This window comes from Bacteroidia bacterium (assembly GCA_019695265.1).
In the GTDB taxonomy this organism is placed as follows: Bacteria; Bacteroidota; Bacteroidia; order JAIBAJ01; family JAIBAJ01; genus JAIBAJ01.
Genome location: JAIBAJ010000001.1, coordinates 36026 through 57638, shown reverse-complemented (window position 1 = coordinate 57638; position 21613 = coordinate 36026). Strand labels below are relative to the sequence as shown.

General features: G+C 41.1%; 14 protein-coding genes. 6 read left to right on the top strand and 8 right to left on the bottom strand.

Translation table 11 applies throughout. From position 1 onward, the window contains the following. Nucleotides 1-348: 348 nt before the first annotated feature. The 3 genes from K1X82_00230 to K1X82_00220 form a co-directional block, all read right to left on the bottom strand. Complete coding sequence (locus tag K1X82_00230) at nt 349-1497, bottom strand: geranylgeranyl reductase family protein (GenBank protein ID MBX7180510.1); 1149 nt, start codon at nt 1495-1497, stop codon at nt 349-351. A 78-nt stretch (nt 1498-1575) separates the two neighbouring features. Further along, nucleotides 1576-2919: a hypothetical protein gene (locus K1X82_00225; GenBank protein ID MBX7180509.1), complete on the bottom strand. Its 1344-nt coding sequence runs from the start codon at nt 2917-2919 to the stop codon at nt 1576-1578. A gap of 44 nt (nt 2920-2963) precedes the next feature. Then, nucleotides 2964-3635: a TetR/AcrR family transcriptional regulator gene (locus tag K1X82_00220; GenBank protein ID MBX7180508.1), complete on the bottom strand. Its 672-nt coding sequence runs from the start codon at nt 3633-3635 to the stop codon at nt 2964-2966. Nucleotides 3636-3756: 121 nt separating this feature from the next. On the opposite strand from K1X82_00220, the gene K1X82_00215 reads away from it, so the two are divergent. Continuing rightward, nucleotides 3757-6054, top strand: coding sequence for a biotin/lipoyl-binding protein (locus tag K1X82_00215; GenBank protein MBX7180507.1), 2298 nt, complete (start codon nt 3757-3759; stop codon nt 6052-6054). Then, entirely contained in the window at nt 6044-7429 is a 1386-nt protein-coding gene (locus K1X82_00210; GenBank protein ID MBX7180506.1) for a TolC family protein, read from the top strand. The genes K1X82_00215 and K1X82_00210 overlap by 11 nt, the downstream gene beginning before the upstream one ends. Nucleotides 7430-7847: 418 nt before the next feature. Here the strand turns inward: K1X82_00210 and dut are convergent, their stop codons facing one another. Next, a complete protein-coding gene (gene dut / locus K1X82_00205) occupies nt 7848-8279 on the bottom strand; it encodes a dUTP diphosphatase (protein MBX7180505.1) in 432 nt (143 codons plus the stop codon). Further along, complete coding sequence (locus K1X82_00200; protein MBX7180504.1) at nt 8276-9805, bottom strand: oligosaccharide flippase family protein; 1530 nt, start codon at nt 9803-9805, stop codon at nt 8276-8278. Before K1X82_00200 ends, dut begins: the two co-directional genes overlap by 4 nt. A 300-nt stretch (nt 9806-10105) precedes the next feature. Here K1X82_00200 and K1X82_00195 point away from each other — a divergent pair, with 300 nt between their 5' ends. Together K1X82_00195 and K1X82_00190 are read left to right on the top strand one after the other, a co-directional pair. Then, on the top strand, nt 10106-10621 hold the full coding sequence (locus K1X82_00195) for a GNAT family N-acetyltransferase (protein ID MBX7180503.1): 516 nt from the start codon (nt 10106-10108) through the stop codon (nt 10619-10621). Nucleotides 10622-10790: 169 nt separating this feature from the next. Then, nucleotides 10791-13175, top strand: a complete 2385-nt coding sequence (locus K1X82_00190) for an MMPL family transporter (GenBank protein MBX7180502.1) — start codon at nt 10791-10793, stop codon at nt 13173-13175. Here K1X82_00190 and K1X82_00185 read toward each other — a convergent pair. Continuing rightward, nucleotides 13172-14305, bottom strand: a complete 1134-nt coding sequence (locus tag K1X82_00185; GenBank protein MBX7180501.1) for an FAD-binding oxidoreductase — start codon at nt 14303-14305, stop codon at nt 13172-13174. The two genes, K1X82_00190 and K1X82_00185, sit on opposite strands and share 4 nt — an antisense overlap. An 81-nt stretch (nt 14306-14386) precedes the next feature. Between K1X82_00185 and K1X82_00180 the strand changes: the two genes are divergently transcribed. Next, nucleotides 14387-18160: a hypothetical protein gene (locus tag K1X82_00180; protein MBX7180500.1), complete on the top strand. Its 3774-nt coding sequence runs from the start codon at nt 14387-14389 to the stop codon at nt 18158-18160. Between the two features lie 492 nt (nt 18161-18652). Here the strand turns inward: K1X82_00180 and K1X82_00175 are convergent, their stop codons facing one another. Together K1X82_00175 and surE are read right to left on the bottom strand one after the other, a co-directional pair. Beyond that, nucleotides 18653-18970, bottom strand: a complete 318-nt coding sequence (locus K1X82_00175) for a hypothetical protein (protein MBX7180499.1) — start codon at nt 18968-18970, stop codon at nt 18653-18655. After that, nucleotides 18960-19736: a 5'/3'-nucleotidase SurE gene (gene surE, locus K1X82_00170; protein ID MBX7180498.1), complete on the bottom strand. Its 777-nt coding sequence runs from the start codon at nt 19734-19736 to the stop codon at nt 18960-18962. The genes K1X82_00175 and surE overlap by 11 nt, the downstream gene beginning before the upstream one ends. 164 nt (nt 19737-19900) lie before the next feature. Between surE and K1X82_00165 the strand changes: the two genes are divergently transcribed. Continuing rightward, the gene (locus K1X82_00165; GenBank protein ID MBX7180497.1) at nt 19901-21589 is read left to right on the top strand and encodes a metallophosphoesterase family protein; all 1689 of its coding nucleotides are present in this window, start codon (nt 19901-19903) and stop codon (nt 21587-21589) included. Nucleotides 21590-21613 lie beyond the last annotated feature (24 nt).

The following is a 21613-nucleotide window of genomic DNA, read 5'->3' as shown; positions in this document are numbered from 1 at the left end:
TTTACCCAAAAATTACCTTGAAGCCCCTGTCTTTGTTGTATTTGAAAGCCTCATCACGATTTCTAATGCAGAATTTTGGGTTTAAATAACATTGGTGTTACAAAGACAAGTTGGGTTAGAAACTACCGGTTGAGGTTTCGCATCGGGCAACGATAGAGGCAAGTAGCTCCAAGCCAACGCAGCGTTTAGCGGAGTGGGCTTGGACTACAGCCGAAAGCGTGACCCGAACGCCCATGCAAGCATTTTGGGGTTTAGCAAAGTTAGGGTAAGGCGGAGGGGGCCCGCATAAAACGTATTTTAAAATCTAGCCGATTCGTCATTTGACTTTTTGGCAATCTTTAGGTAGAATTAAATTTTGAAAAACCTAATGAACCAATTCACTACCCATTGTGGTGGTTTGAGCCATGAAATTAGTTTGAACAGAACCGGGAAATGAATTAAAATCCAATAAAAAAAGTAATTGCGTCTGAGTTCCTTACCCAGAGTTTGGTTGATTTTATGGTCATAATTCTGCATAAATGCACTATCAAATCTATTCAATTCCATGCACTTTTGAATATGTTTGGAAGCAAAATATCCACTCCAAATCGCTTTGTCAATGCCATGTCCTTGAAGGGGGTCAATTAAATTGGCAGCATCACCGGTCAACAGAAAGCGATTGCCTGAAATGGATTGTTTCTTAGTCCATAAGGGCAAACCATGTCCGTTTACTGCTCCTTGAATTTCCGCCTTTGCAAATCGTTCTTTAAATGTAGGTAATTGAATAATTTCTTCCAGTTTTTTCCTCACATTGATTGGACTTTCTGCTGATTTTCCTTTCTTATTTAATAATCCAAAGCCTACATTATACCAACCTTGCGGTAATGGAAATATCCAAAAATACCCATCCACACCGGGTATATAATGAAATTCATTTTCACCTTCCTTGCAACCTGTAATCCCGGTATAATAAGCTCTGACTGCTGCAAATACCCCGGCTTTTTCGTTCAACTCCTTTTGTAAACAGCGCTTAACAACCGATTTTGCCCCATCACTTCCTACCACACATCGAGTGGTAATTCGATTTCCATTTTTATCGGTTAAAACCAAATGATTTTCTTCCTCAACAATGGAACTTATGGAGGTGTTTTCAAATATTTGGGTTTGGGTTTCCTTCTTAACTAACTGAAAAATAAAGTCGTCAAAGACCAATCGTTTGCAATTGTAGGCAAACAACTTCCATTCATACCTGAAGGTGGTTTGAAATGGAAAAACGGCACTGGATGATTGAACTGCTGTGCTATTGCTTAATTCTCTTACTTTTTTGCCCCAATCCGGGTTGATTAAATCCAAGGCTTGGAAACTTGGACCGGGAATGGCGTCGCCACAAACCTTGTCACGAGGGAAGCTGAACTTGTCAACCAAGGCCACTTTGAAGCCTTTCCCATGAAGACCCAAAACTGTTGCACATCCTGCCGGACCGCCTCCCACAACTACCACATCAAATTCAGGTTCCATTGCCGGCCAAAATTAAGGTTTTTACTTTTCTAAGGTTTGTCTGCAAAATTTAAGCATACTCTTTTGAGCGCCAATGGTCTACTTGGTTTTTTCTTTTGCCAATTGAATGGCTTTTTCCATGCAAGGATCTAAATCCGAAACTGGCGTTTGCACATCCTGAAGGCAAGGATAGTCCAAAAGGTCGTTTGTAAAGGAGGTTTGATCCATGGATTTTTGGTCCAATACCAATACCGTGGTTGGGATTTCAACCTGAATTTTGGAATGAGGTAAAACAATGGTTTTTGCAAATCCTGAAAATACGTATGGATTTCCTCCGCTTTCGGACCCAATAAAAGTGGCGCGGTTGGCTCTTTTCATAGCTTTTGAAACAATTACTGAATTGGAAAAGCTTCCGCCATTAATCAAAACTATTACTTGTCCTCGAAAGGCGTTTTTTTTGGGTTGGTGATATCCCATCTGTGGGCCAATAGTCTTTCCCCAGTTCTTTTTCCGGTAACTACAAACCATTTCAAAGGGTGTGGTCATCAGATAGGAGAGTAATTCAACCCCGTTTTTTATATCTCCACCTTGGTTGTCGCGTAAATCCAAAATCACATTGTCCAATCTTTGAAGTCGGACGGAATCGAAAAATTGTTTGACTTCTTTCTTAAAATGTTGGTGGTAGGTGGAGCGATAATTGGAGGAATGGAAATCCTTAATTTTTAAATAGGCATACCCTTTCTTAGGCCAAAAGTTCATTTCAATTCCTTTCTCTTGTTGTTTTTCCGGTCCGCATTGCCGAATGGTGCTGATTTGTTGCATGCTCAATCCCTGGCAAAGGATTTTGGATGGAACCTTGTTGGTTTCAAGTTCTACTTCAAACTGGGGTTGAGAACCAAAAAAGAACTGATAATACATTCGAAAGTAGGTATGAATAACCCAATCGGCATAAGCAAAACTGTTTCCATCTCTGCTTAATCTTTTTCGCATTTCCTGGATTATTTGTTGGGTGGGAACTCCGTTAATGGATTTGACCAAAGCAGGTGTTGATATAGTAATTGCCTTATTGTCGTTCCTGGTGATATAAAGTTGATTGTTTTGAAATGCAAAATGAAAGGGAAGGTATACATTGCTTTCTTTTATTTCGGGTAGAAAAAGGGTGTGACCATCCTTTATTTCTTGCTGCAAAACACAAATAGTGGAATAAAACTGCTGATCGGTGAGTGACTGATTGAAGGAATTCATCAAGCTGTCAAAAACAAAATCCAATCTTTCCCTGGAGGTGTACAAATACAATCCGGGATGGGTTTTCTCTAATTGTTGTCTCAAATGCTGAAAATCAGATTTCAACCCTTCTGCCGATATTGTCTGTGCTTTCGGTGTTATGCATGCCAACAGTTGAATGGCCAGGCATATAATAAAAGGTTGAAGTGATAATTTCATGGTTGGCAAACCCAAGAAAAGGCTAGTTATTGCCTCAAACTTACTTAATTCAATAAAGCAGAAAACACCAAATGTTCCAAATAACGGATCAATGGTGTTTTATCGCTTTGTTTTCCAAAATCAGTGAGGGAGGGTAGGTTCTCCATGAAGTAATTCTGGAGGTGAGAAGTTTCAACCAAGGTGCTGGATAAGGATAAGGCAAATGGAAAGTTGGGTTTGAGCTCCAGCATGATCTCCGAAATGTCCTTACACAAGTCTTTATAGGGTTTGAAAAACTGATTGCCGTTGTCCAATCCAACATCCTTGGTTAAATATGTTTTATTTCCTTCTGAAATTGCAATATGATACAAGCCTCTTTGTATAGGGTCTTCCATTAGCGGTTCTGTGCCCCAATCAACCAGCAGTTGAATGACTAATTTCAACTTCTTTTCCGCATTGTCCAGGTTGTTTAGTCTTACCCTGATCTGATACCGAAGTACTGTCCAATACCAATCCACCAGATACACCAAAAGCTTATGTTTGTTTTCAAAATACCTGTAAATGCCGGCCTCCGTAGTTTTGATTATGGTTGCCAGTTTCTTAAAGGTAAATTGCTCAAAACCTATTTCCTGAATTAAAAGCAAACCTTGGCGCACAATCCTTCTGCCTAATTCGGTAGACTCCGGATCACGAACAAATAGCTTGTCGTTCATTCTAACCTTCAATTCTAATTCCATGGTTCTGAAAACGCAGCAAAATTAAAAGAAAATAGTAGTGAATATATAAAAGATGATATATTAACATTTATTTATGATAGCAATACTATCATTTTCAAATCCGTGTGTACTTTTGCAAACCATGATTGAATTAAACAGACTCCTGCAATTGCTCCAACCCCTTCGGGCAAATATTCGTCGAATTTATCTCCTTTCGGCCCTGCAAAGCCTTTTTTATGTAGCGGTTCCTCTCGGAATTCAAGCCGTTGTAACCTATACCATGACCGGTAAGTTATCGTCGTCCTTGTTCTTACTCTGCACACTCACTATTCTTTGTCTGGTTTTTGTTTCTGCATTCCAGCTTTGGCAAATGAGAATAAATGAGACCATTCAGCAAAGTATTTTGGTGTTTTTTGGAGTAAAATTTGCCGAAAAAGTAGCCCACCTTAAATCGGATCTTTACCTCAATGAATACATCCCAAGTAAAATAAACCAGTTTTTCGATGTATTAACCCTTCAAAAAGGACTTACTAAAATTCTCATTGATATTTCATTTGCCGCTATAAGTATCGCCTTTTGTTTACTGATTCTATCGGCATACAGCCCTCTTTTTTTGTCTTTTACCCTTGTAGTTTCGGTGTTGTATTATTTTTTGCTTCGATACTATGGACAACGTTCTATGGAGGCTAGCTTGAATGAATCAAAACGAAAATACCAGTTTGTTGATTGGTTGCAAAATGTTTTTATTGGTTTAAAGAACCAGGATAAAACCATGGATGCTCCCTTTATTTTTCATGAAACCGAAGAAAAATTGAGCCATTACCTGGAAACCAAAACCAAAAATTTTCAAATTCTGGAATTGCAGTTCAAAAGCATTCTCCTATTTAAGGTATTGTTTACTTCACTCATTCTTCTGGTTGGTGTGCTTTTCGTTCAATGGGGTTTGCTTAATATCGGCCAATTTGTGGCTTCTGAAATTTTGGTGGTTCTCATTATTAATGGTGTCGAGAAAATTGTTGTGGAGCTTCGTACCATTTATGATGTTCTAACCGCTACGGAAAAGCTATACCAAGTGCTGGAATTAGATCAACAGGAAGATTATCAAACCCACCTGAAGTACGATGGACTTTACAAACGTTTTCTCGATAGAATTTATAACCACACCTATTCAAAGAAAATTAAAACCATACTTTATACAATCGGTGGAATTTCCATCATAACCCTCTTTCTGCCTTGGAACCAAACCATTCAGTCGGAAGGTGCAGTTACCACCTTGAATCCTACCGATCGCCCCCAAAACATTACCTCCCGTATTTCGGGTCGTATCGAACGTTGGTTTATTAAGGAAGGTGATTTCCTTAAAAAAGGAGATACCATTGCCTTGATTTCAGAAATTAAAGAGGATTATATGGATCCTAAATTGGTGGAAAGAACCCAGGCTCAGGTCAATTCAAAAGAATCTTCCATCCATTCCTATGAAAGTAAAATTAATTCCATCGATGCGCAAATAGATGCCATCAACAAGGCTTATCCGCTTAAAATGCAGCAGGTTAAAAACAAAGTAACCCAAATGCAGGGTAAAGTAAAATCCGATAGTGCAAACTATGCTTCCATCGCCAATAATTACACCATTACTTCGGAACAATTTCAACGTTTTGAATCCCTCCTGAGCAAAGGGGTAATTTCAAAAACTGATTTTGAAAACCGTAAAGCTAAATTGCAAGATAGCCATGCCAAAGTAATTGAGGCTGAAAACAAATTTATGATTTCTAAAAATGACCTTACCAATGCTTACATTGAACTGAATGCCATTAAACAGGAATACAACGAAAAGCTGATGAAGGCCGAATCTGAAAAGTTCTCCACTTTATCAACGCTCTATGATGCCGAAGCGGGATTAACAAAAATGCAAAACCAATTGTCAAACTATAGCATTCGAAATTCTTATTACTATGTGCTTTGCCCCCAGGATGGATTTATTACCCGTACCTTTAAACAAGGTGTTGGTGATTTAACCAAAGAAGGTGAAGCCTTGGTAAGCTTTGTTCCTAACCTGGGTAATTATTCCGTAGAGGTTTATATTGAACCCATGGATCTTCCATTAGTGGAAAAAGGACAATCCATGCAGCTTACGTTCGATGGCTGGCCGGCCTTTGTGTTTAGCGGTTGGCCCGGTATCAGTTTTGGTACCTACCAGGCTACCGTGGTGTCGGTAGATAAGGTAATTTCTCCCAATGGTAAGTTTCGAGTGCTGGCTAAAAAGGATAGTGAATCTTGGCCGGTTTCTATTCAGGTTGGTAGTGGGGTAAAAGGAATATTAATACTGAAAGAAGTTCCGGTAGTGTACGAAATTTGGCGAAAAATCAATGGTTTCCCGCCCGAATTCTATAAACCACAAACCAAAAGCCTGGATTCGAAGGAGGGTAAAAATGAAAAATAAACTCCTTCTGTTCCTGCTTTCCTTCCTGGCACTTCAAACAAAAGCTCAGGAAAACCTCGGCTTTCAAGCATTCCTGGAAAGGGTTAAGTCCAATCACCCTTTGTTTCAAAAAGCCAATAATGTTGGAGAAATGGGCCGTTTGGCTAAACGCTCAGCCCAAGGCGGGTTCGATCCATTCTTGTCGGGCGATTTCGATAACAAAACCTTCGATGGTAAAAACTACTATTCAGTCCTTAATCTCCAGGTTAAACAACCTTTGTTCGCTTCTCAATACCTTTCAGCAGGTTATGGCTTTTCACAAGGGGTTTACCTCAATCCTGAAGAGAAAACTCCCGCTGCCGGATTGCCATTTATTGGAGTGGAAACCGCCCTCGGACAAGGAATGTTCATTGACAAGCGCCGAGCCGAATTGCTGAAAGCTAAAGGCTATGAAAAGTACTACGATGCCGAGAAAAACCGTTTGCAGAACGAACTTCTCTACCAGGCTTCTGTAGCATATTTCGATTGGATTTTTACTCTTAAGGAACTTAGTCTTTCTACTTACTTTCTCGACCTGGCCGATAAACGCTTTCAAGGCATAAAATCCTTGGCCGAAATTGGCGAAAATGCCGCAATCGATTCGGTCGAAGCCTTTATTCTCCTGCAAAGCCGCCTCCTGCAAGTGCAAAGCGTAAAAATGGATTTGAATAAAGTGGAGAATTTTCTGCTTGCTCAAAATTGGTTGGCCCCCAATCAGGAATTCTCCATGCGTGGCACTTTGGCCGTGGAAGATAGTTTGGAACAAACTTATAATTGGATGAAAACCAAATATTTGCAATTGTTGGCCGCCGGACCTCAAGTGAATCCCGAAATTTCTAAGTACCAGGCCTATCAACAAGTTCTGGAGGTGGAAAAAAAGTTTAGAGCCGAAATGATTAAACCCAAGTTGGACGTGAAGTACAATTTTCTTGGTAATTCGCCTTCTTCCAACGCCCTCTTTAATACCTCCAATTACAAGTGGGGGGTGCAGTTTGCTATGCCTTTGCTGCTTCGTTCGGCCCGAAACGATTATAAAATTGCGAAGTTGAATCTCCAAAACAATGCCCTCGATTTAACCACCAAACGGAATGAATTGGACCTGAAGTTGGAGGTAATTCAAAAAAACCTGAACATCCTTAGTCAGCAATTGTCCAATGCAGAGCAAAATGCCCGCCTCAGTAAGCAACTTTTGTCGGCCGAGAAAATGAAGTTTGACTCCGGCGAAAGCAGTCTGTTTTTGCTCAACACCCGCGAAACCCGCTGGATGGATGCGGAATTAAAGCTGGCCGAGTACCGGGCCAAGTTCATCAAAGGGGTGATGGAACTTATTTATGTACGAGGCGATTTGGGCTACTAATTCGGTTGGTTTTTTGAAGATTAAGTTGGTTTTTATGCGGGCCCCCTCCGCCATCCTGGCTTTTTGCAAATCCCCATCATAAATGCATTGGCGTTCGGGTCACGCTTTCGGCTGTAGTCCTCGTCCACCTAGGCTAAAGCCGTAGGTGTCCTGTGGGCTACTTGCCTCTATCGTTGCCCGAGGGTGCAAGCCCCAATAGGACTATTTTGGATAGAACATTTCAAGTTCCTGAAGTGGGTTAAAGTTTACCAAGCTCAGGGGTACCGTCGGGTAGGGATAGAGGCAGTTACCCCACAGGACCACGCGGCGCTAGCAAGTGGGCCGAGGAGTAACGCCGAAAGCCCGACCATGAGCCCGGAAATACTTCGAAAAAGGCACAAAATTTCTGCGAATGGGACCCGCCAAAGGAAACAAAAAATTATTTTCCTGTACTGCCAAATCCTCCTGCTCCCCGATCGGTTTCGCTTAATTCATTTACTTCAACCCATTCGGCCTGAGCATGGGCCGCAATTACCAACTGCGCAATTCGTTCCCCATCGTTCACGATGAAATTTTCGTTCGAAAGATTCACTAAAATCACCTTCACCTCGCCACGGTAATCGGCGTCAACGGTACCGGGAGAATTCAAAACGGTAATTCCTTTTTTGGCCGCTAAACCGCTTCGGGGCCTCACCTGAGCTTCAAATCCCACCGGAATTTCCATATATAAACCGGTTGGCACCAAGGCTCGTTCTAAGGGTTTAAGTACGATAGGTTCATCTAAATTGGCTCGTAAATCCATGCCTGCTGCAGCAGCAGTTTCATACGAAGGCAATGGATGATGAGAGCGGTTTAGGATGCGAACTTTCATGAAATGGTAGTGTTGGAAGTGAAGTTGGGTACAAATTTAAACCAATCCTTAGAAATTATTAGGTAAGAAACCCCAAGGAAAAGTAGTAGGTAAGCGGTGTTGAGTGACATTTGCAATACCATGGAAACCGGCTGCAAACTAATGCTTAGGGCGTATAGACCAAGTGCAAAACCTGGAATGATTAAGAATTTGCCCAAATCGTATTCGATTGGAAAGTACTTCTGTCCCCAAAAATAGGAAACAACCATCATGCTGAAATAGCAGATTAAAGTGGTGTATGCCGCGCCCATGTAACCCAGCCAAGGAATGAGGATAAAGTTTAGAACCAAGGTAAGGATGGCTCCAAAAATGGAAATATAGGAACCAAACAAGGTTTTATCGGTGAGTTTAAACCAAATACCTAAATTGTAATAAATACCTAAACAGAGGTTGGCTAGGAGGAGGTAGGGCACAATGGGAAGTCCTTCGAGAAACTGACTTCCATTTCGACCAATAAAATATTGAATAGCATCCATATACAACATGGTTCCCAGGAAAACCAGGCTACAGCCAAATACAAAATAGGTCATTACCTGGGCGTAAATTTTTCGTCCTCCTCCTTCTTTGTGTCGGTTAAAAAAGAAAGGCTCGGCTGCATACCGGAAGGCTTGAACGCAAATACTCATGATAATGGAGAGTTTGTAACAAGCGCCGTAAACACCCACTTGGTGCATTTTTTCATCGTAGGGCAAGGGTAGCAGGTATTTGAGTAGCACTCGATCAAAGGTTTCATTGACCATTCCTGCCAAACCCATTATGAGAATGGGAAGTGCGTAGCGTATCATCCGATTCCACATTTTTTTTTCGATGTCACGAATGGAAAATCCAAGCTCTGGAAGGAGTAAAAGAAGGGTTAATCCACTGGAAATCAAGTTGGATATGAAGATATAATTAACCAGCTTATATTGACCTAGGTTGGAGGTAAGCCAGGGAAGACTGCCTTGTTGTTTCAGGTAAGGAATACCTAAGATGAAAAAGAGGTTAAAGAATACATAGCTGAGAATGTTGAGGGACTTAATTAATGCAAATCGTACCGGACGGTTGGTTGCACGGAGGCGGGCAAACGGAATGGAGGTAATGGCGTCGATTACCACAATCAAGGCAAACCAAACCAGGTAAACGGCATAGTTTTCGGCCATTTCACTTCCTCCGGAACCATTCAGAAAATGAGCCAATGGCCATCGGAACAACCAAGCCAGAACCAGAAAAACCAGGGAACTGGAAAGCAAGCTAAACATGGCCGTAGCAAAAACAGATTTCTTATTGTCTTCACCTGCGTAAAACCGGAAAAAGGCCGTTTCCATGCCATAGGTTAATAAAATGCTCAGAAATGAAGAGTAGGCATACATTTCGGTTACTACCCCATATTCCTTAGGTATCAGGTTGTAGGTGTAAAGCGGGGTAAGCAGGTAACTCAACATCCGCCCTACAATGCTGCTAACACCATAAATAGCTGTATCGGAAAATAGTTTTTTGAGGGTAGACATTTCGTTAGCAAAGTAAAGGCATTCTTAAACCCAAATGCATGAGGTGCCAGGATTTTTATGAAACCTTAGCACCATAAAATGAGCACTTGTTCCAAAAATAGGAAGGTTTATTATAAAAATTTGCATCGGCATTTGCCATTGCTATTTAACAAATGTTTTTTGCCTATTTCTCAAATAACATTGGTAGTTTAACACACATTAATTTTTTGGGGTTTTTGGGAAAAGGAAAAGTTGCTAAAACTCAGGTTGTAAGGAATACTATTTCCATAGAAATATGTTTAGTTTTGGGCATTAAAAGTCATGGAGATACAATTTGCACAAGGGCAGGATTTAGAAGGTATTTTAGAGATTTACAACCATGCCATTTTAAATACAACTGCGGTATATAACTATCAGGCACATAGCCTGGAAATGCGAAGGCAATGGTGGGAAGAGAAATGTAGATTGGGGCATCCGGTATTGGTGGCTTTGGAACAAGGTAGGGTAGTAGGTTTTGCTTCGTATGGCCCATTCAGAGCTTGGGCAGCCTACCAATATACTATGGAGAGTTCGGTTTATGTGCATCCTCTTCATCAAGGAAAAGGAATAGGGATTGAATTGTATTCCAAACTTATTCAGGAGGCTCAAAAAAACGAAGTACATACCTTAGTGGCCGGAATTGATGCCGAAAATCTGGTTAGCATAGCCTTACATCGGAAGTTTGGTTTTGAACCGGTGGCACATTTCAAACAGGTGGGATACAAATTTGGGAAATGGTTGGATTTGGTTTTTTATCAGCTTCTCCTGGATGGTCCTGCTAATCCTAAGGAAGGATAAGTCTGTTTACCGGCATGAAAATGTATAGTGGATTGACTGTTAAGGAAGTATAAATTAGGTGAAAGGTATATTAAACTTTCTGCCTGTTTTGTTAATCCAAGGTGAATAGGAACCAAGTTAGCTGGTTAGAACATATATTCCACTACCTTCGCGCTCCATTTATGATACCATGTGGCAGGTTATAGGAAGGTTTCTATTGCGAAAACGATTAGTTATTTTGGTGGTAACCATGGCCATCACGGTTTGGTTTGGTTGGCTTGCCTCAAAAAATGAAATTCGGTATGATTTTGCCAAATTGCTCCCAACCGACGATACTACTTACATAGAATATGAACGGTTTAAGAAAACCTTTGGTGAAGATGGAAATGTATTTGTTATTGGTATTTCCGATTCCAACATGTTCCGATTGGATCATTTTCAGAAATGGTATGATTTAAGCCAGGAATTAAAGAATTTGAATGGTGTGGAAGGGGTGGTGAGCGTTGCCAGTGTTTATAACCTGGTTCGAAACGACTCATTGAAGAAGTTTGAGTTTAAGCCTATCTTTACTAAACGTCCGGATAGTCAGGTGGAATTGGATTCGGTTAAGAACCTTGTTTTGTCTTTACCATTTTACCGCGATATTCTGTACAATCCTGAAACTCATAGTTACATGATGGCGGTAACCATGAATAGGAAATTATTGGATAGTAAAGGAAGAAATGATTTTATAGAACGTGTTCAAGAAATTGGAGATAGCTATGGTCAAACTTCAGGCATGGAAGTACACTATTCGGGTTTGCCATACATTCGAACAGTGCTTTCGGTATTGGTTCAGCGCGAATTAAGGGTTTTCATGATTTTGGCTGCTTTGGCATTGGCCTTAATTATGTATTTCTTCTTCCGATCGTTCAGTGTGGTTTTTTATTCCATGCTTACTGTAGGCATTGGGGTAATTTGGTGCATGGGACTTAATGTTTTATTCGGATATAAAATTTCGGTTCTCACTGCTATTGTTCCTACGCTATTGATTGTATTAGGTGTTCCAAACTGTGTTTTCATTCTCAATAAGTATCATTTTGAATTTAAATCACATGGTAACAAGGTTAAAGCCCTTATGCGAGTTATTCACAAAGTAGGGAATTCAACTTTTTTGACCAATGCAACCACTGCAGCCGGCTTTGTAACATTTGCCTTTACTGAAAGTCAGGTAATTATGGAATTTGGGGTGATAAGTACGATTGCAATTATGATTTTATATGTGCATAGTATAACGTTGATGCCCATTGTGCTAAGCTATTTGCCTGCTCCATCCAGCAAGGATACCGATCATTTGGAAAGCAAATACACCAATACCCTGGTAGAATGGATCAGTTATATCATCCATTTTCATCGCAACCTCATTTACATTGCTTCTTTTATCTTGGTTGGACTAGGTGGTTACTATATTTCAAAAATAAAAACCACGGGCAATATCGTGGATGATTTACCGCAAGATCACCGGGTATTAACCGATTTGCACTATTTTGAAGAGAATTATCACGGAGTGATGCCCTTTGAAATTAGTGTGGATACCAAACGTAAAAGGGGAGTTATGAATGCCTCCGTTTTTAGAAAACTGGAGAAGTTGCAAGAGGAGTTAGCTAAGTATAAAGAGTTTGCCCGGCCTTTGTCCATTAATGAAGTATTGAAGTTTTCAAAACAAGGCTTTTACTATGGAGATAGTACGATGTATAGTTTGCCTTCAAGCCAGGAGCAAGTGTTTATTTTGCAATATGTTCAGGTTGGAAAACAAAAGCAAAACATGCTGAAAAGCTTTATCGATAGCAATAGGCAGGTTACAAGAGTGAGTGCTCATATGAAGGATATCGGAACATTGGAATTGCATAGGATAAAGAAGGAATTAAGGCCGAAAATCGATAGCATTTTTGATCCTAAAAAGTACGAGGTTACAATGACAGGTACCAGTATTGTTTTTTTAAAAGGAACTGACTATTTAATTGATGATTTATACTCAAGCTTGTTTTGGGCCTTGGTATTAACTGCATTGCTGATGGCAGGAATGTTCTCGAATTTTCAAATGGTATTTGTATGCCTGGTCCCCAATTTGATTCCGCTTGTATTAACCGCAGCAATTATGGGAATGGCGGATATCGCTATAAAACCTTCTACCATTTTGGTTTTTAGTATTGCTTTTGGTATTGCAGTTGATAATACTATTCACTTTTTAGCTAAATACAGACAAGAATTGAAAAACCACGACTGGAATATTAAAAAGGCCGTAAATGCAGCCTTGAAGGAAGCAAGTATTGGTATTATTTATACCTCCGTTGTTTTGTTTTGCGGTTTTGGGATTTTTAGTTTTTCCACTTTTGGGGGAACCAAGGCCTTGGGTATTCTAACTTCTTTCACTTTGGTTGTGGCCATGTTTTCCAATTTGTTTATTCTTCCGTCCATGTTATTAAGTATCGACAAAGCCAATACCCGGAAAACCTTTGAAGATCCATGGTTACAGTATTACGATGAAGAAGAAGATGTGGATTTGGAGAAATTACACATCAAGAAGGAAAACTAATTCAAAAGTTCAGAAGCTTTTTTACCAACCAGGCTTCCCAGGGCAACACCCATTCCTCCCATTCGAACGGCAACCACTAAACCCGTTTCTAGCTTTTTCAAAATGGTGCCTTTGTTCGGACCTAATCCCATTATTCCACTCCATCGCTGTTCGATTTCGAAGTTTTTTCCGGGAAGGATAACTTGGTGCAAATATTCTTCTAATTGGTTTTGAATAATAGCGCTTAGCTGAAAGTCATAGCTTTGTTCTCCTTCAAAGTCCAAATTCCTTCCTCCTCCAAACAACACCCGGTTTCCTACATTTCGGAAATAATAATAGCCCCGGTCAAAATGGAAGGTGCCTGAAAAAGGCAAATTTTCAATTGGTGAAGTTATTAATACCTGGGCTCTTCCGGGTTGAATTTCTAATTCCGGAATTAATTGTTTGCCAAAGGCATTTGTTGCTACCACAACCTGTTCAGCATGAATGCTTAATCCTTGTTGGAGTTTTATTTCATATCCTGACTTGGATGAAATGAGTTCTAAGCATTCAAATCCATTCAATACCATAATGTTGGATTCAATACATTTTTTCCATAAGGCCACCATGGTTTTACCTGTATGAATAGAGCCTTCTAAACGGTTAAAGAGGATGGATTGTACTTGCTTGAATCCAAATTGATCAATTTTATAGCTGGGTTCAGAATAGGTGTTTTCTTGACCATGAATGCCAGCTAATTGATTATTTAGGTATTCTAATTTGGAATAGCAATTTCGAAAATGCTCAGCTTCTTCGGGTAAAAAAAGTTCATATCCGCCACAAGGACTAAATTCCATGGCTTGATCCCCCAAAGTTTCTCGAAGTAAAAGTAGTCCTTCATACCTGTTTTTTACCAATTCAAATACCTCGGTTTCCGACTGGTTTTCAAGGTCGTCTAAAAGTTCTCCGGCACTTCCAAAACAAGCAAATCCTGCATTTTTGGTACTAGCACCCATAGGTAAAAGCCCACGTTCTAAAACCAGAATCTTTGCCTTTGGAAATCTTAACCTGGCATGATAGGCGGCATTTAATCCGACTATTCCTGCTCCAATCACCAAAATGTCCGGATTAAAGAGCAAATTTTGACTTTCCCAGTAACTTAAAGTGGGAATATTTTGTAAAAGGCTGGCCAATTTTGGTTTCTAATTTGAATTGGACGATATTTGTAAACTTTTATTTGAAATCGAAAATCGATGCAGCACAAACGTAGGCTGAAATTCTTAACATCCTTGTTCCTTTTGTTCTTTTACTTACAAACATGGGGTCAAGGTTTGGATATAAAGGGAGTTGTAAAGGATGGCAAAAAGAATCTTGCCGGTGTTACAGTTAAATACATTGAAAAAGGCAAGGTAGAAGACGAATTTACCACCACCGAAACAGGGAAGTTGTTGTACAAGCTGGCTCTGAATACTGAATATATTGTTGAGTTCTCCAAAGAGGGTTATGTAACCAAAAAGTTGCAATTCATAACCAATATTCCCGATGATAGTACCGCTCGAACTTCAGACTTTTCTTTTGTGGTGGAATTGTTTAAGCCACAGGATAATACAAGTGTAGCCATTTATAACAACCCTGTTGCTAAAATTAGTTGGGATAATAAAACCCAGGATTTTAACTACGACTTGGATTATAGCATGCAATTTCAAAAGAAGCAGGAAGAGCTAGAGAAAGCTGCTGAAAGTGAGGTAGATAAGAAGGAAGCCGAAGCTGCAGCCAAGGCTCAAGCCGAAAAAAAGGCTTTGGAAGAGGCAAAGAAAAAAGAAGCAGCAGCTGCAAAGGCAAAAGCAGAGGAAGAAAAAAGACTAGCAGCAGAAGCCAAAGCCAAAGCCGATGCAGAGGCTAAAGCTAAAGCGGAGGCAGAAGCAGCTGCCAAAGCAGAAGCTGCAAAAAAAGCTGCTGAGGAAAAGGCCAAGGCAGAAGCCGCCGCCAAAGCCCAAGCAGATGAAGAAAAAAGACTAGTTGCCGAAGCCAAAGCAAAAGCCGAAGCAGAGGCCAAAGCCAAAGCGGATGCAGAAGCAGCTGCCAAAGCAGAAGCTGCAAAAAAAGCCGCGGAAGAAAAGGCCAAGGCAGAAGCCGCTGCCAAAGCCAAAGCAGAGGAAGAAAAAAGACTAGCAGCCGAAGCCAAAGCAAAAACCGAAGCTGAGGCCAAAGCCAAAGCGGAAGCAGAAGCTGCCGCAAAAGCAGAAGCTGCAAAAAAAGCTGCTGAGGAAAAGGCCAAGGCAGAAGCCGCCGCCAAAGCCCAAGCAGAAGAAGTAAAAAGACTAGCGGCCGAAGCCAAAGCTAAGGCTGAAGCAGAAGCAGCCTTAAAAGCCTCAGAAGAAAAGGCCAAATCAGAAGCAATTGCTAAAGCTAAAGCCGAAGAGGAAAAGCGACTGGCTGCTGAGGCAAAAGCCAAAGCTGAACTTGAGGCTGCTGCCAAAGAAGAGGCATTGCAAAAGGCTAAACAGGAGAAAAAAAATGCTCAACTAGCTAAAGCCAAAGAAGAAGCAGATGCAAAAAATCAAAAAGAAGCTGAACAAAAGGCGAAAGAAGAGGCCAAAAAGCGGGCAATAGAAGCTGCCAAAGCTAAAGAGGAAGAAGATAAGCGCCTGGCAGCAGAGAATGCTCAAAAAGCTGAACTTTTGTTGCAAGAAAAGGCTAAATCAGAGCAATTGGCTAAGGAAGAAGCCCAAAAACAAGCTTTGATAGCCGCTCAAGCCCAAGCAGAGGAAAGTAAAAGACAGGAAGAAGCCCGGAAAAAAGCAATTGCTGCTGCACAGGCCAAGGAAGAAGAGGATAAAAGACTAGCCGCAGAGAATAAAGCAAGGTTGGAAAAGGAACAAGCCGATAAAGCTTGGCAAATTGCTCAGGAAGAAGCTGATCGAAAAGCTTTGGAAGCCGAAAAAAGATTAAAAGCTCAACAACAAGCCAAGGAAGCCGCTGCTCAAAAGGCAAGTCAGGAAGGTGATACAAGGTTAGCAAGTCCAACGGTTATTTCTAAACCATCCCCCGGACTTACCCCGGCTGAAGAAATGAAGATTCGCCAACAGCAAGCTTGGGATGAGGCTCAGGCAAGGAAAATTAAAGCTGAAGAAAAAAGAAAACAAGAAGAAGAAGCAAGATTGGCTGCTCTTCAAAAAGCCAGAGAAGAAGCAGAAAACAGAAGAAAAGAAGAACAGGAAAAGGAACGTCAATTCCTTGAACAACAGAAAGCAAAAAAAGCCAAAGCAGATGAGGCGAACGAAGAAAGAACGGCTTTGCAAAATGAGGTTTTTGTAGAAAGTACCACCGCGGAAGAGAATAGAAAGGCTGAGGAAGCGTTAAGGGCTGAGTTGGAACGAAAAATTCGTAAAGAATTGGAAACCAAAATGCAGGAGGAGAAGAATGCCAAATTGAAAGAGGAAGAAATGGCAGAAAGGGAAAATGCTAAACTAAAATCCCAATCGGAAAAGGATGCAAGAATGGCTGAATATCAGCGTAAAAAGGAAGAATTACTGGCCACAACAGCCAATTACAGAGAAACCCAGAGAAGTTTAAAAGATAGCATCCGCACCGCTCAAAAAACTGAATTTGAGGCAGATAAGCAATTGTCGCAAGAAAAGGCATTGGCAACTAAAACCGAGCTTCAACTGAAACGCGAAAACCAATTGGCCAATGAAACCAGAATTAAAGATTCGGTGCGTACGGCACAAGCAAATGAGAAGAATCGCCAACAATTAGAGCATCAAAAAAACCTTGAAAATCTAAAACAAACTACCAATCAGTACAGGGAACAACAGAAAAGTGAAAAGGATGCCACCCGAACAGCACAAGTAGAAACATTTAACAACCAAAAGCAAATATCTAAAGAGAAATCGGAAGCTGAAAAAGCTTTGGAAAAGCAACAAAGGGAAGAACAATTGGCAAGGGAAGCCAGAATAAAGGATTCCGTTCGGACTGCACAAGCCAATGAAAAGGCCAGACAGAAGGAAGAACACCAAGTTGCATTGGAAAGCCTAAAACAAAATACCAACCAATACCGCCAGGAGCAAAAAGCAGAAAGGGATTCCAATAGAAATGCGGCCCTGCAAACCTTTAATAGCCAAAAGCAACTGTCAAAAGAAATTTCAGAAGCTGAAAAGGCAATGGAAAAGCAACAAAGGGAAAATCAACTGGCTAATGAAGCTAGAATAAGAGATTCAGTTAGGGCTGCCAATGCTGCCGAAAAGGAAAGGAAATTGAAAGAGTACCAGGAAGCTAAGGCTCAAGCTGATCAAAAGACTCAGGATTACAGGAAGGAAGTAAAAGAAAATAAAGATTCGACAAGAAATGCGCAAGTGGAAGCAAATGCAGCAGCCAAACAAACTTTCATTGAAAAATCTACTGCGGAACGGGAAGCAAATCAAAAACGAAGAGCAGATCAGCTAGCATTCGATACAAGTAAACGAGATTCAGCCAAAAATGCCCAAATGGCTGAGAAGGAAAGGCAAATGGAACTGGAGCGTCAGAGAAAAGAAGAAGCAGCACGATTGGCTGCAGAGCATAAAGAAATAGATGCCAAAGAAAAGGCTCAACGCAACGAGGATCGTTTGAAACGCAATGAGGAACAATGGCAGGCAGCATCAGAGTTTCAGGCAAAGAAAGAATTTGAGAAAAAAGCCAAGGAAATGGCAAAGCAAGACGCCTTGGATAAACAAGCTCAAATCGAAAAGGAATTAAGAGCTAAATTGGAAGCTGAATATTCAGCAAAGAACGGACAAGTTTCGGCGGCGCCTGAAGTAAAGACCAAGGCCGATTATATGGCCGAGTTGTATAAAAAATACCCGGAAGGTGTTTCGGAAGATCTTATTCAGGAAGCGAATAAAACCATTACTAGGGTTATTGTGAATAGAGGTCCTACCAACGTGAATGAATACCAAAAGGTGAAATGGAATTGGGGTGGAATTTACTATTTCAAAAATGGTGAAAATGCTTCGAAGGAGGTTTTTGACCGCGAAACAAAATGGTAGTTTGCCTGAAGGTTGCATAATCAAACTTTCAATGATCATTTTAACCCAAATTCCAAAAGAAGTTTAACTTCGTTTGGAATTTGGGTTAAACCTAGGAAAAGCTTTTCAAAATTGCCTTAAGTTGGACTCGCACCTCGGGCAACGATAGAGGCAAGTAGCCCACAGGCGCACGCGGCGTTAGCCAAGTGGGCCGAGGACTACAGCCGATAGCGTGACCCGAACGCCCTTGCAGAATTCCCGGATTTGAAACCAACTTTTGGGCGGAAGGGGGCCCGCCAAAAACTATTTATCCGTCCAAGAATTCAATAATAATTCAAAATTCTAGGATTCCTTGTCAGGAAGTAGTCGAGAATTATTCAGAATTGACAAGAAAAAGGCTTGTAGAATTGAGCTTGCAGCCTGTCTTCGGTGAAATTAATTCAGTTGCCAATTTCGGGCCGAAAACCTCGGCGGGTGAAGCCTGCAAATATTCCCGTTTCCTTGTGTAAAGTCCTAAGATCCAATAGTATCCAGTTTTAAATACAAAATAATAGCCCCATAAAAAAGCATGGCAAAAATGACTCCTTTGCCACTTTCATCGGCGTCCCATTTTTTAATAAAATAGAAAAACAATCCGGCGTTGGCAATTTGGGCTAATCCAATGAAAGGAGCTAATTGGTTTTCGTAGTACAATCGGGAAATGACCAAATCGGGAACCTTGTTTTGCAGAAGGAACAACCAATACAGAAACATGAAAACCGGCGGAAACAGAAGTCCTAGAATAAAGCCGGTTAGTTTTGAATCTCGTTTAAACTCGAATTTATTTTTCATCAAAATCCCATTGATTGAGTGTTGAAACTGCATGGTGGGCAGTCAGGTCAAACTGAACTGGAACAATGGAAACATAGCCATTTTCGAGGGCCCATTCGTCGGTATCCTCCCCTTTGTCCATATTGATAAATTTACCGGTAAGCCAGAAATAAGGTCGGCCGGTGGGATCTTTTCGTTCGTCAAATTCTTCTTTCCATTTGGCCCGGGCTTGTCTGCAAATTTTCATGCCTTTTACTTGCTCCCAAGGTAGATTTGGGATGTTTACATTGAGCAAGGTGTCTTTAGGCATACCGTTTTTTAGGACCTGTTGAACCACTCGTTTGGCCACTTCTTTGGACGCGGAAAAATCGGCATCGTGAGCATAATTCAGGAGAGAAAAGCCAATGCTTGGAATTCCTTCAATTCCTCCTTCCATGGCGGCACTCATGGTTCCGGAATAAATAATATTGATGGAAGAATTGCTTCCGTGATTGATTCCGCTTACGCACAAATCGGGTGCTTTGTGTAAAATTTGGTTAACAGCCAGTTTAACACAGTCGACCGGTGTGCCGCTGCATTGGTAACCCAAAACTTCACCATGGATTTCGGTTTTATACAATCGAAGAGGTTTGCTAATAGTAATGGCGTGACCCATAGCACTTTGTGGACTATCCGGCGCAACTACCACTACCTCTCCAATTTCTTTCATGGCTTCAACCAAAGCTCGAATTCCAGGTGCAGTTATGCCATCATCATTGGTAACTAATATGGTTGGTCTTTTTGACATGTTTTCTGATTGGTGCAAAGTAAGGCATATTTTAGTCTCCACGCAACCGGGTGGCCCTTCATCCGGCATTTTTATACGGATGTCAACTGAAATTTATACCAAAAACTTTATATTCTCTTTAACTCAATTGCCGATCATTTTCTATATTTGACCATTCCTGTGGCATGAAAAAACTGTTTACCCTTTTGGCCTTGGTTGCCAGCTCAACTCTTTATTCTCAATCCATTATCCGCGGACCTTACCTGCAAAGTCCGAATTGGAATAGCATCAAAGTGATGTGGCGAAGCGATTCGGCCACTTCTTCCAATGTTAAATATGGGTTAAGTCCCGCCGATTTGTCTAGTTCTGCATCTGTACCCGGCACTGCCACCAATCACATAGTAACAATATCGGGTTTGCAGCCATCAACAACCTATTTTTATGCTATTGCTGATTCAGCCGGAGCCATTGTTGAAGGTGGGGATAGTTTGCACCGGTTTAAAACCTGGCCAACACCAGGTACAGTTGAACCAATAAGAGTTTGGGGAATCGGCGATTTTGGAAAGGGCAACGATAAACAAGGTAAATGCCATCGGGCTTACATGAAATATCCGGGAGCAGCAGAAACAGACCTTTGGATTTGGATGGGAGATAATGCTTATGACGATGGCACTGACGAAGAATTTCAAAACAAGGTTTTTGATCCGGTTAATGGGTATGATAGCATTTTTAATTTCCTTCCTTTTATGCCTTCTCCCGGAAACCACGATTACAATTCTGTTTCACCGGTTACTAATGCTCAACCTCCCCTCGAACATAGCGGCCCCTATTTTGATTTGGCCGAAGTGCCTAGAAATGGAGAAAGCGGCGGTGTTGCTTCAGGCCATGAATTATACTATTCGTATGATTATGGAAATGCTCACTTCCTCTCCCTTAATTCGGAAATTGGCTCTTTGTTTGTTCCTTCTGATGACTGGATTGGTGTTAATTTACTTTCCGGTTTTTCTTCTTCTCCCTTTACGCAATGGCTGCACGCCGATTTGCAGGCAAATACCAAACCTTGGGTAATTGCTTATTTCCATCAACCACCCTACACAGCCGGCAGTCACGATGCCGATGCGTTTTGGGAAGTTTACATGAAAGCCATGAGAGAAAATATTACCCCTATTTTGGAACAATATGGTGTGGATTTGATTGTCTGCGGGCATAGTCATGTTTATGAACGTTCTTACTTGCTCCAAGGGTTTTATTCAGATCTGCCTTCGTTTAATCCGGAAACTATGGTTTTGGATGCCGGTTCAGGAAGGGAAGACCAAGACCAGGCCTATCATAAGCACACCTTAGGTTCTAATGCTAATCGGGGTACCGTGTATGTGGTTTGTGGTAATTCCGGAAGCAGCGACGATTCTGCTCCTTTAAACCATCCCGCCATGTACGTCGGTTATGGCTGTGATACCTGCGTTGGTTCCTTTGTAATGGATATCAACGATAATCGCCTCGATGGTAGGCACCTGAATGCTTATGGCGAAATTATCGATCATTTTACCATATTCAAAGATGCCGATTCTACCTCTAATACGTCCATTCATAAATTACCGGTTTCAGCCGGCCCTATTTCCGAAGTGTCTATTTTCCCAAATCCATTTAGCCGGAATGCCGAAATGAAATTTACCCTGGCTGAACGTCAACAAATTCGAATTGAACTGTGCGGCATGGATGAGAAAAATAAACTCTTGCTACAAGCCGAACTGAATCCGGGTGAACATTCCATTGGTCTTAATGCCTCTGAATTGGGATTAACTCCGGGCGTGTATGGCATCATGATTTCTTCTCCCACCCACATGCTTAGCAGAAAGGTGGTGCATGTGAAATAGGAAATTCTGTATTTTTAATTGGTA

What these genes read in the sequence shown, in the direction of transcription:
- K1X82_00230 (MBX7180510.1), bottom strand. Translation starts at nt 1,497, where the DNA reads ATGGAACCTGAATTTGATGTGGTAGTTGTGGGAGGCGGTCCGGCAGGA.
- K1X82_00225 (MBX7180509.1), bottom strand. Translation starts at nt 2,919, where the DNA reads ATGAAATTATCACTTCAACCTTTTATTATATGCCTGGCCATTCAACTG.
- K1X82_00220 (MBX7180508.1), bottom strand. Translation starts at nt 3,635, where the DNA reads ATGGAATTAGAATTGAAGGTTAGAATGAACGACAAGCTATTTGTTCGT.
- K1X82_00215 (MBX7180507.1), top strand. Translation starts at nt 3,757, where the DNA reads ATGATTGAATTAAACAGACTCCTGCAATTGCTCCAACCCCTTCGGGCA.
- K1X82_00210 (MBX7180506.1), top strand. Translation starts at nt 6,044, where the DNA reads ATGAAAAATAAACTCCTTCTGTTCCTGCTTTCCTTCCTGGCACTTCAA.
- dut (MBX7180505.1), bottom strand. Translation starts at nt 8,279, where the DNA reads ATGAAAGTTCGCATCCTAAACCGCTCTCATCATCCATTGCCTTCGTAT.
- K1X82_00200 (MBX7180504.1), bottom strand. Translation starts at nt 9,805, where the DNA reads ATGTCTACCCTCAAAAAACTATTTTCCGATACAGCTATTTATGGTGTT.
- K1X82_00195 (MBX7180503.1), top strand. Translation starts at nt 10,106, where the DNA reads ATGGAGATACAATTTGCACAAGGGCAGGATTTAGAAGGTATTTTAGAG.
- K1X82_00190 (MBX7180502.1), top strand. Translation starts at nt 10,791, where the DNA reads ATGTGGCAGGTTATAGGAAGGTTTCTATTGCGAAAACGATTAGTTATT.
- K1X82_00180 (MBX7180500.1), top strand. Translation starts at nt 14,387, where the DNA reads ATGCAGCACAAACGTAGGCTGAAATTCTTAACATCCTTGTTCCTTTTG.
- K1X82_00175 (MBX7180499.1), bottom strand. Translation starts at nt 18,970, where the DNA reads ATGAAAAATAAATTCGAGTTTAAACGAGATTCAAAACTAACCGGCTTT.
- surE (MBX7180498.1), bottom strand. Translation starts at nt 19,736, where the DNA reads ATGTCAAAAAGACCAACCATATTAGTTACCAATGATGATGGCATAACT.
- K1X82_00165 (MBX7180497.1), top strand. Translation starts at nt 19,901, where the DNA reads ATGAAAAAACTGTTTACCCTTTTGGCCTTGGTTGCCAGCTCAACTCTT.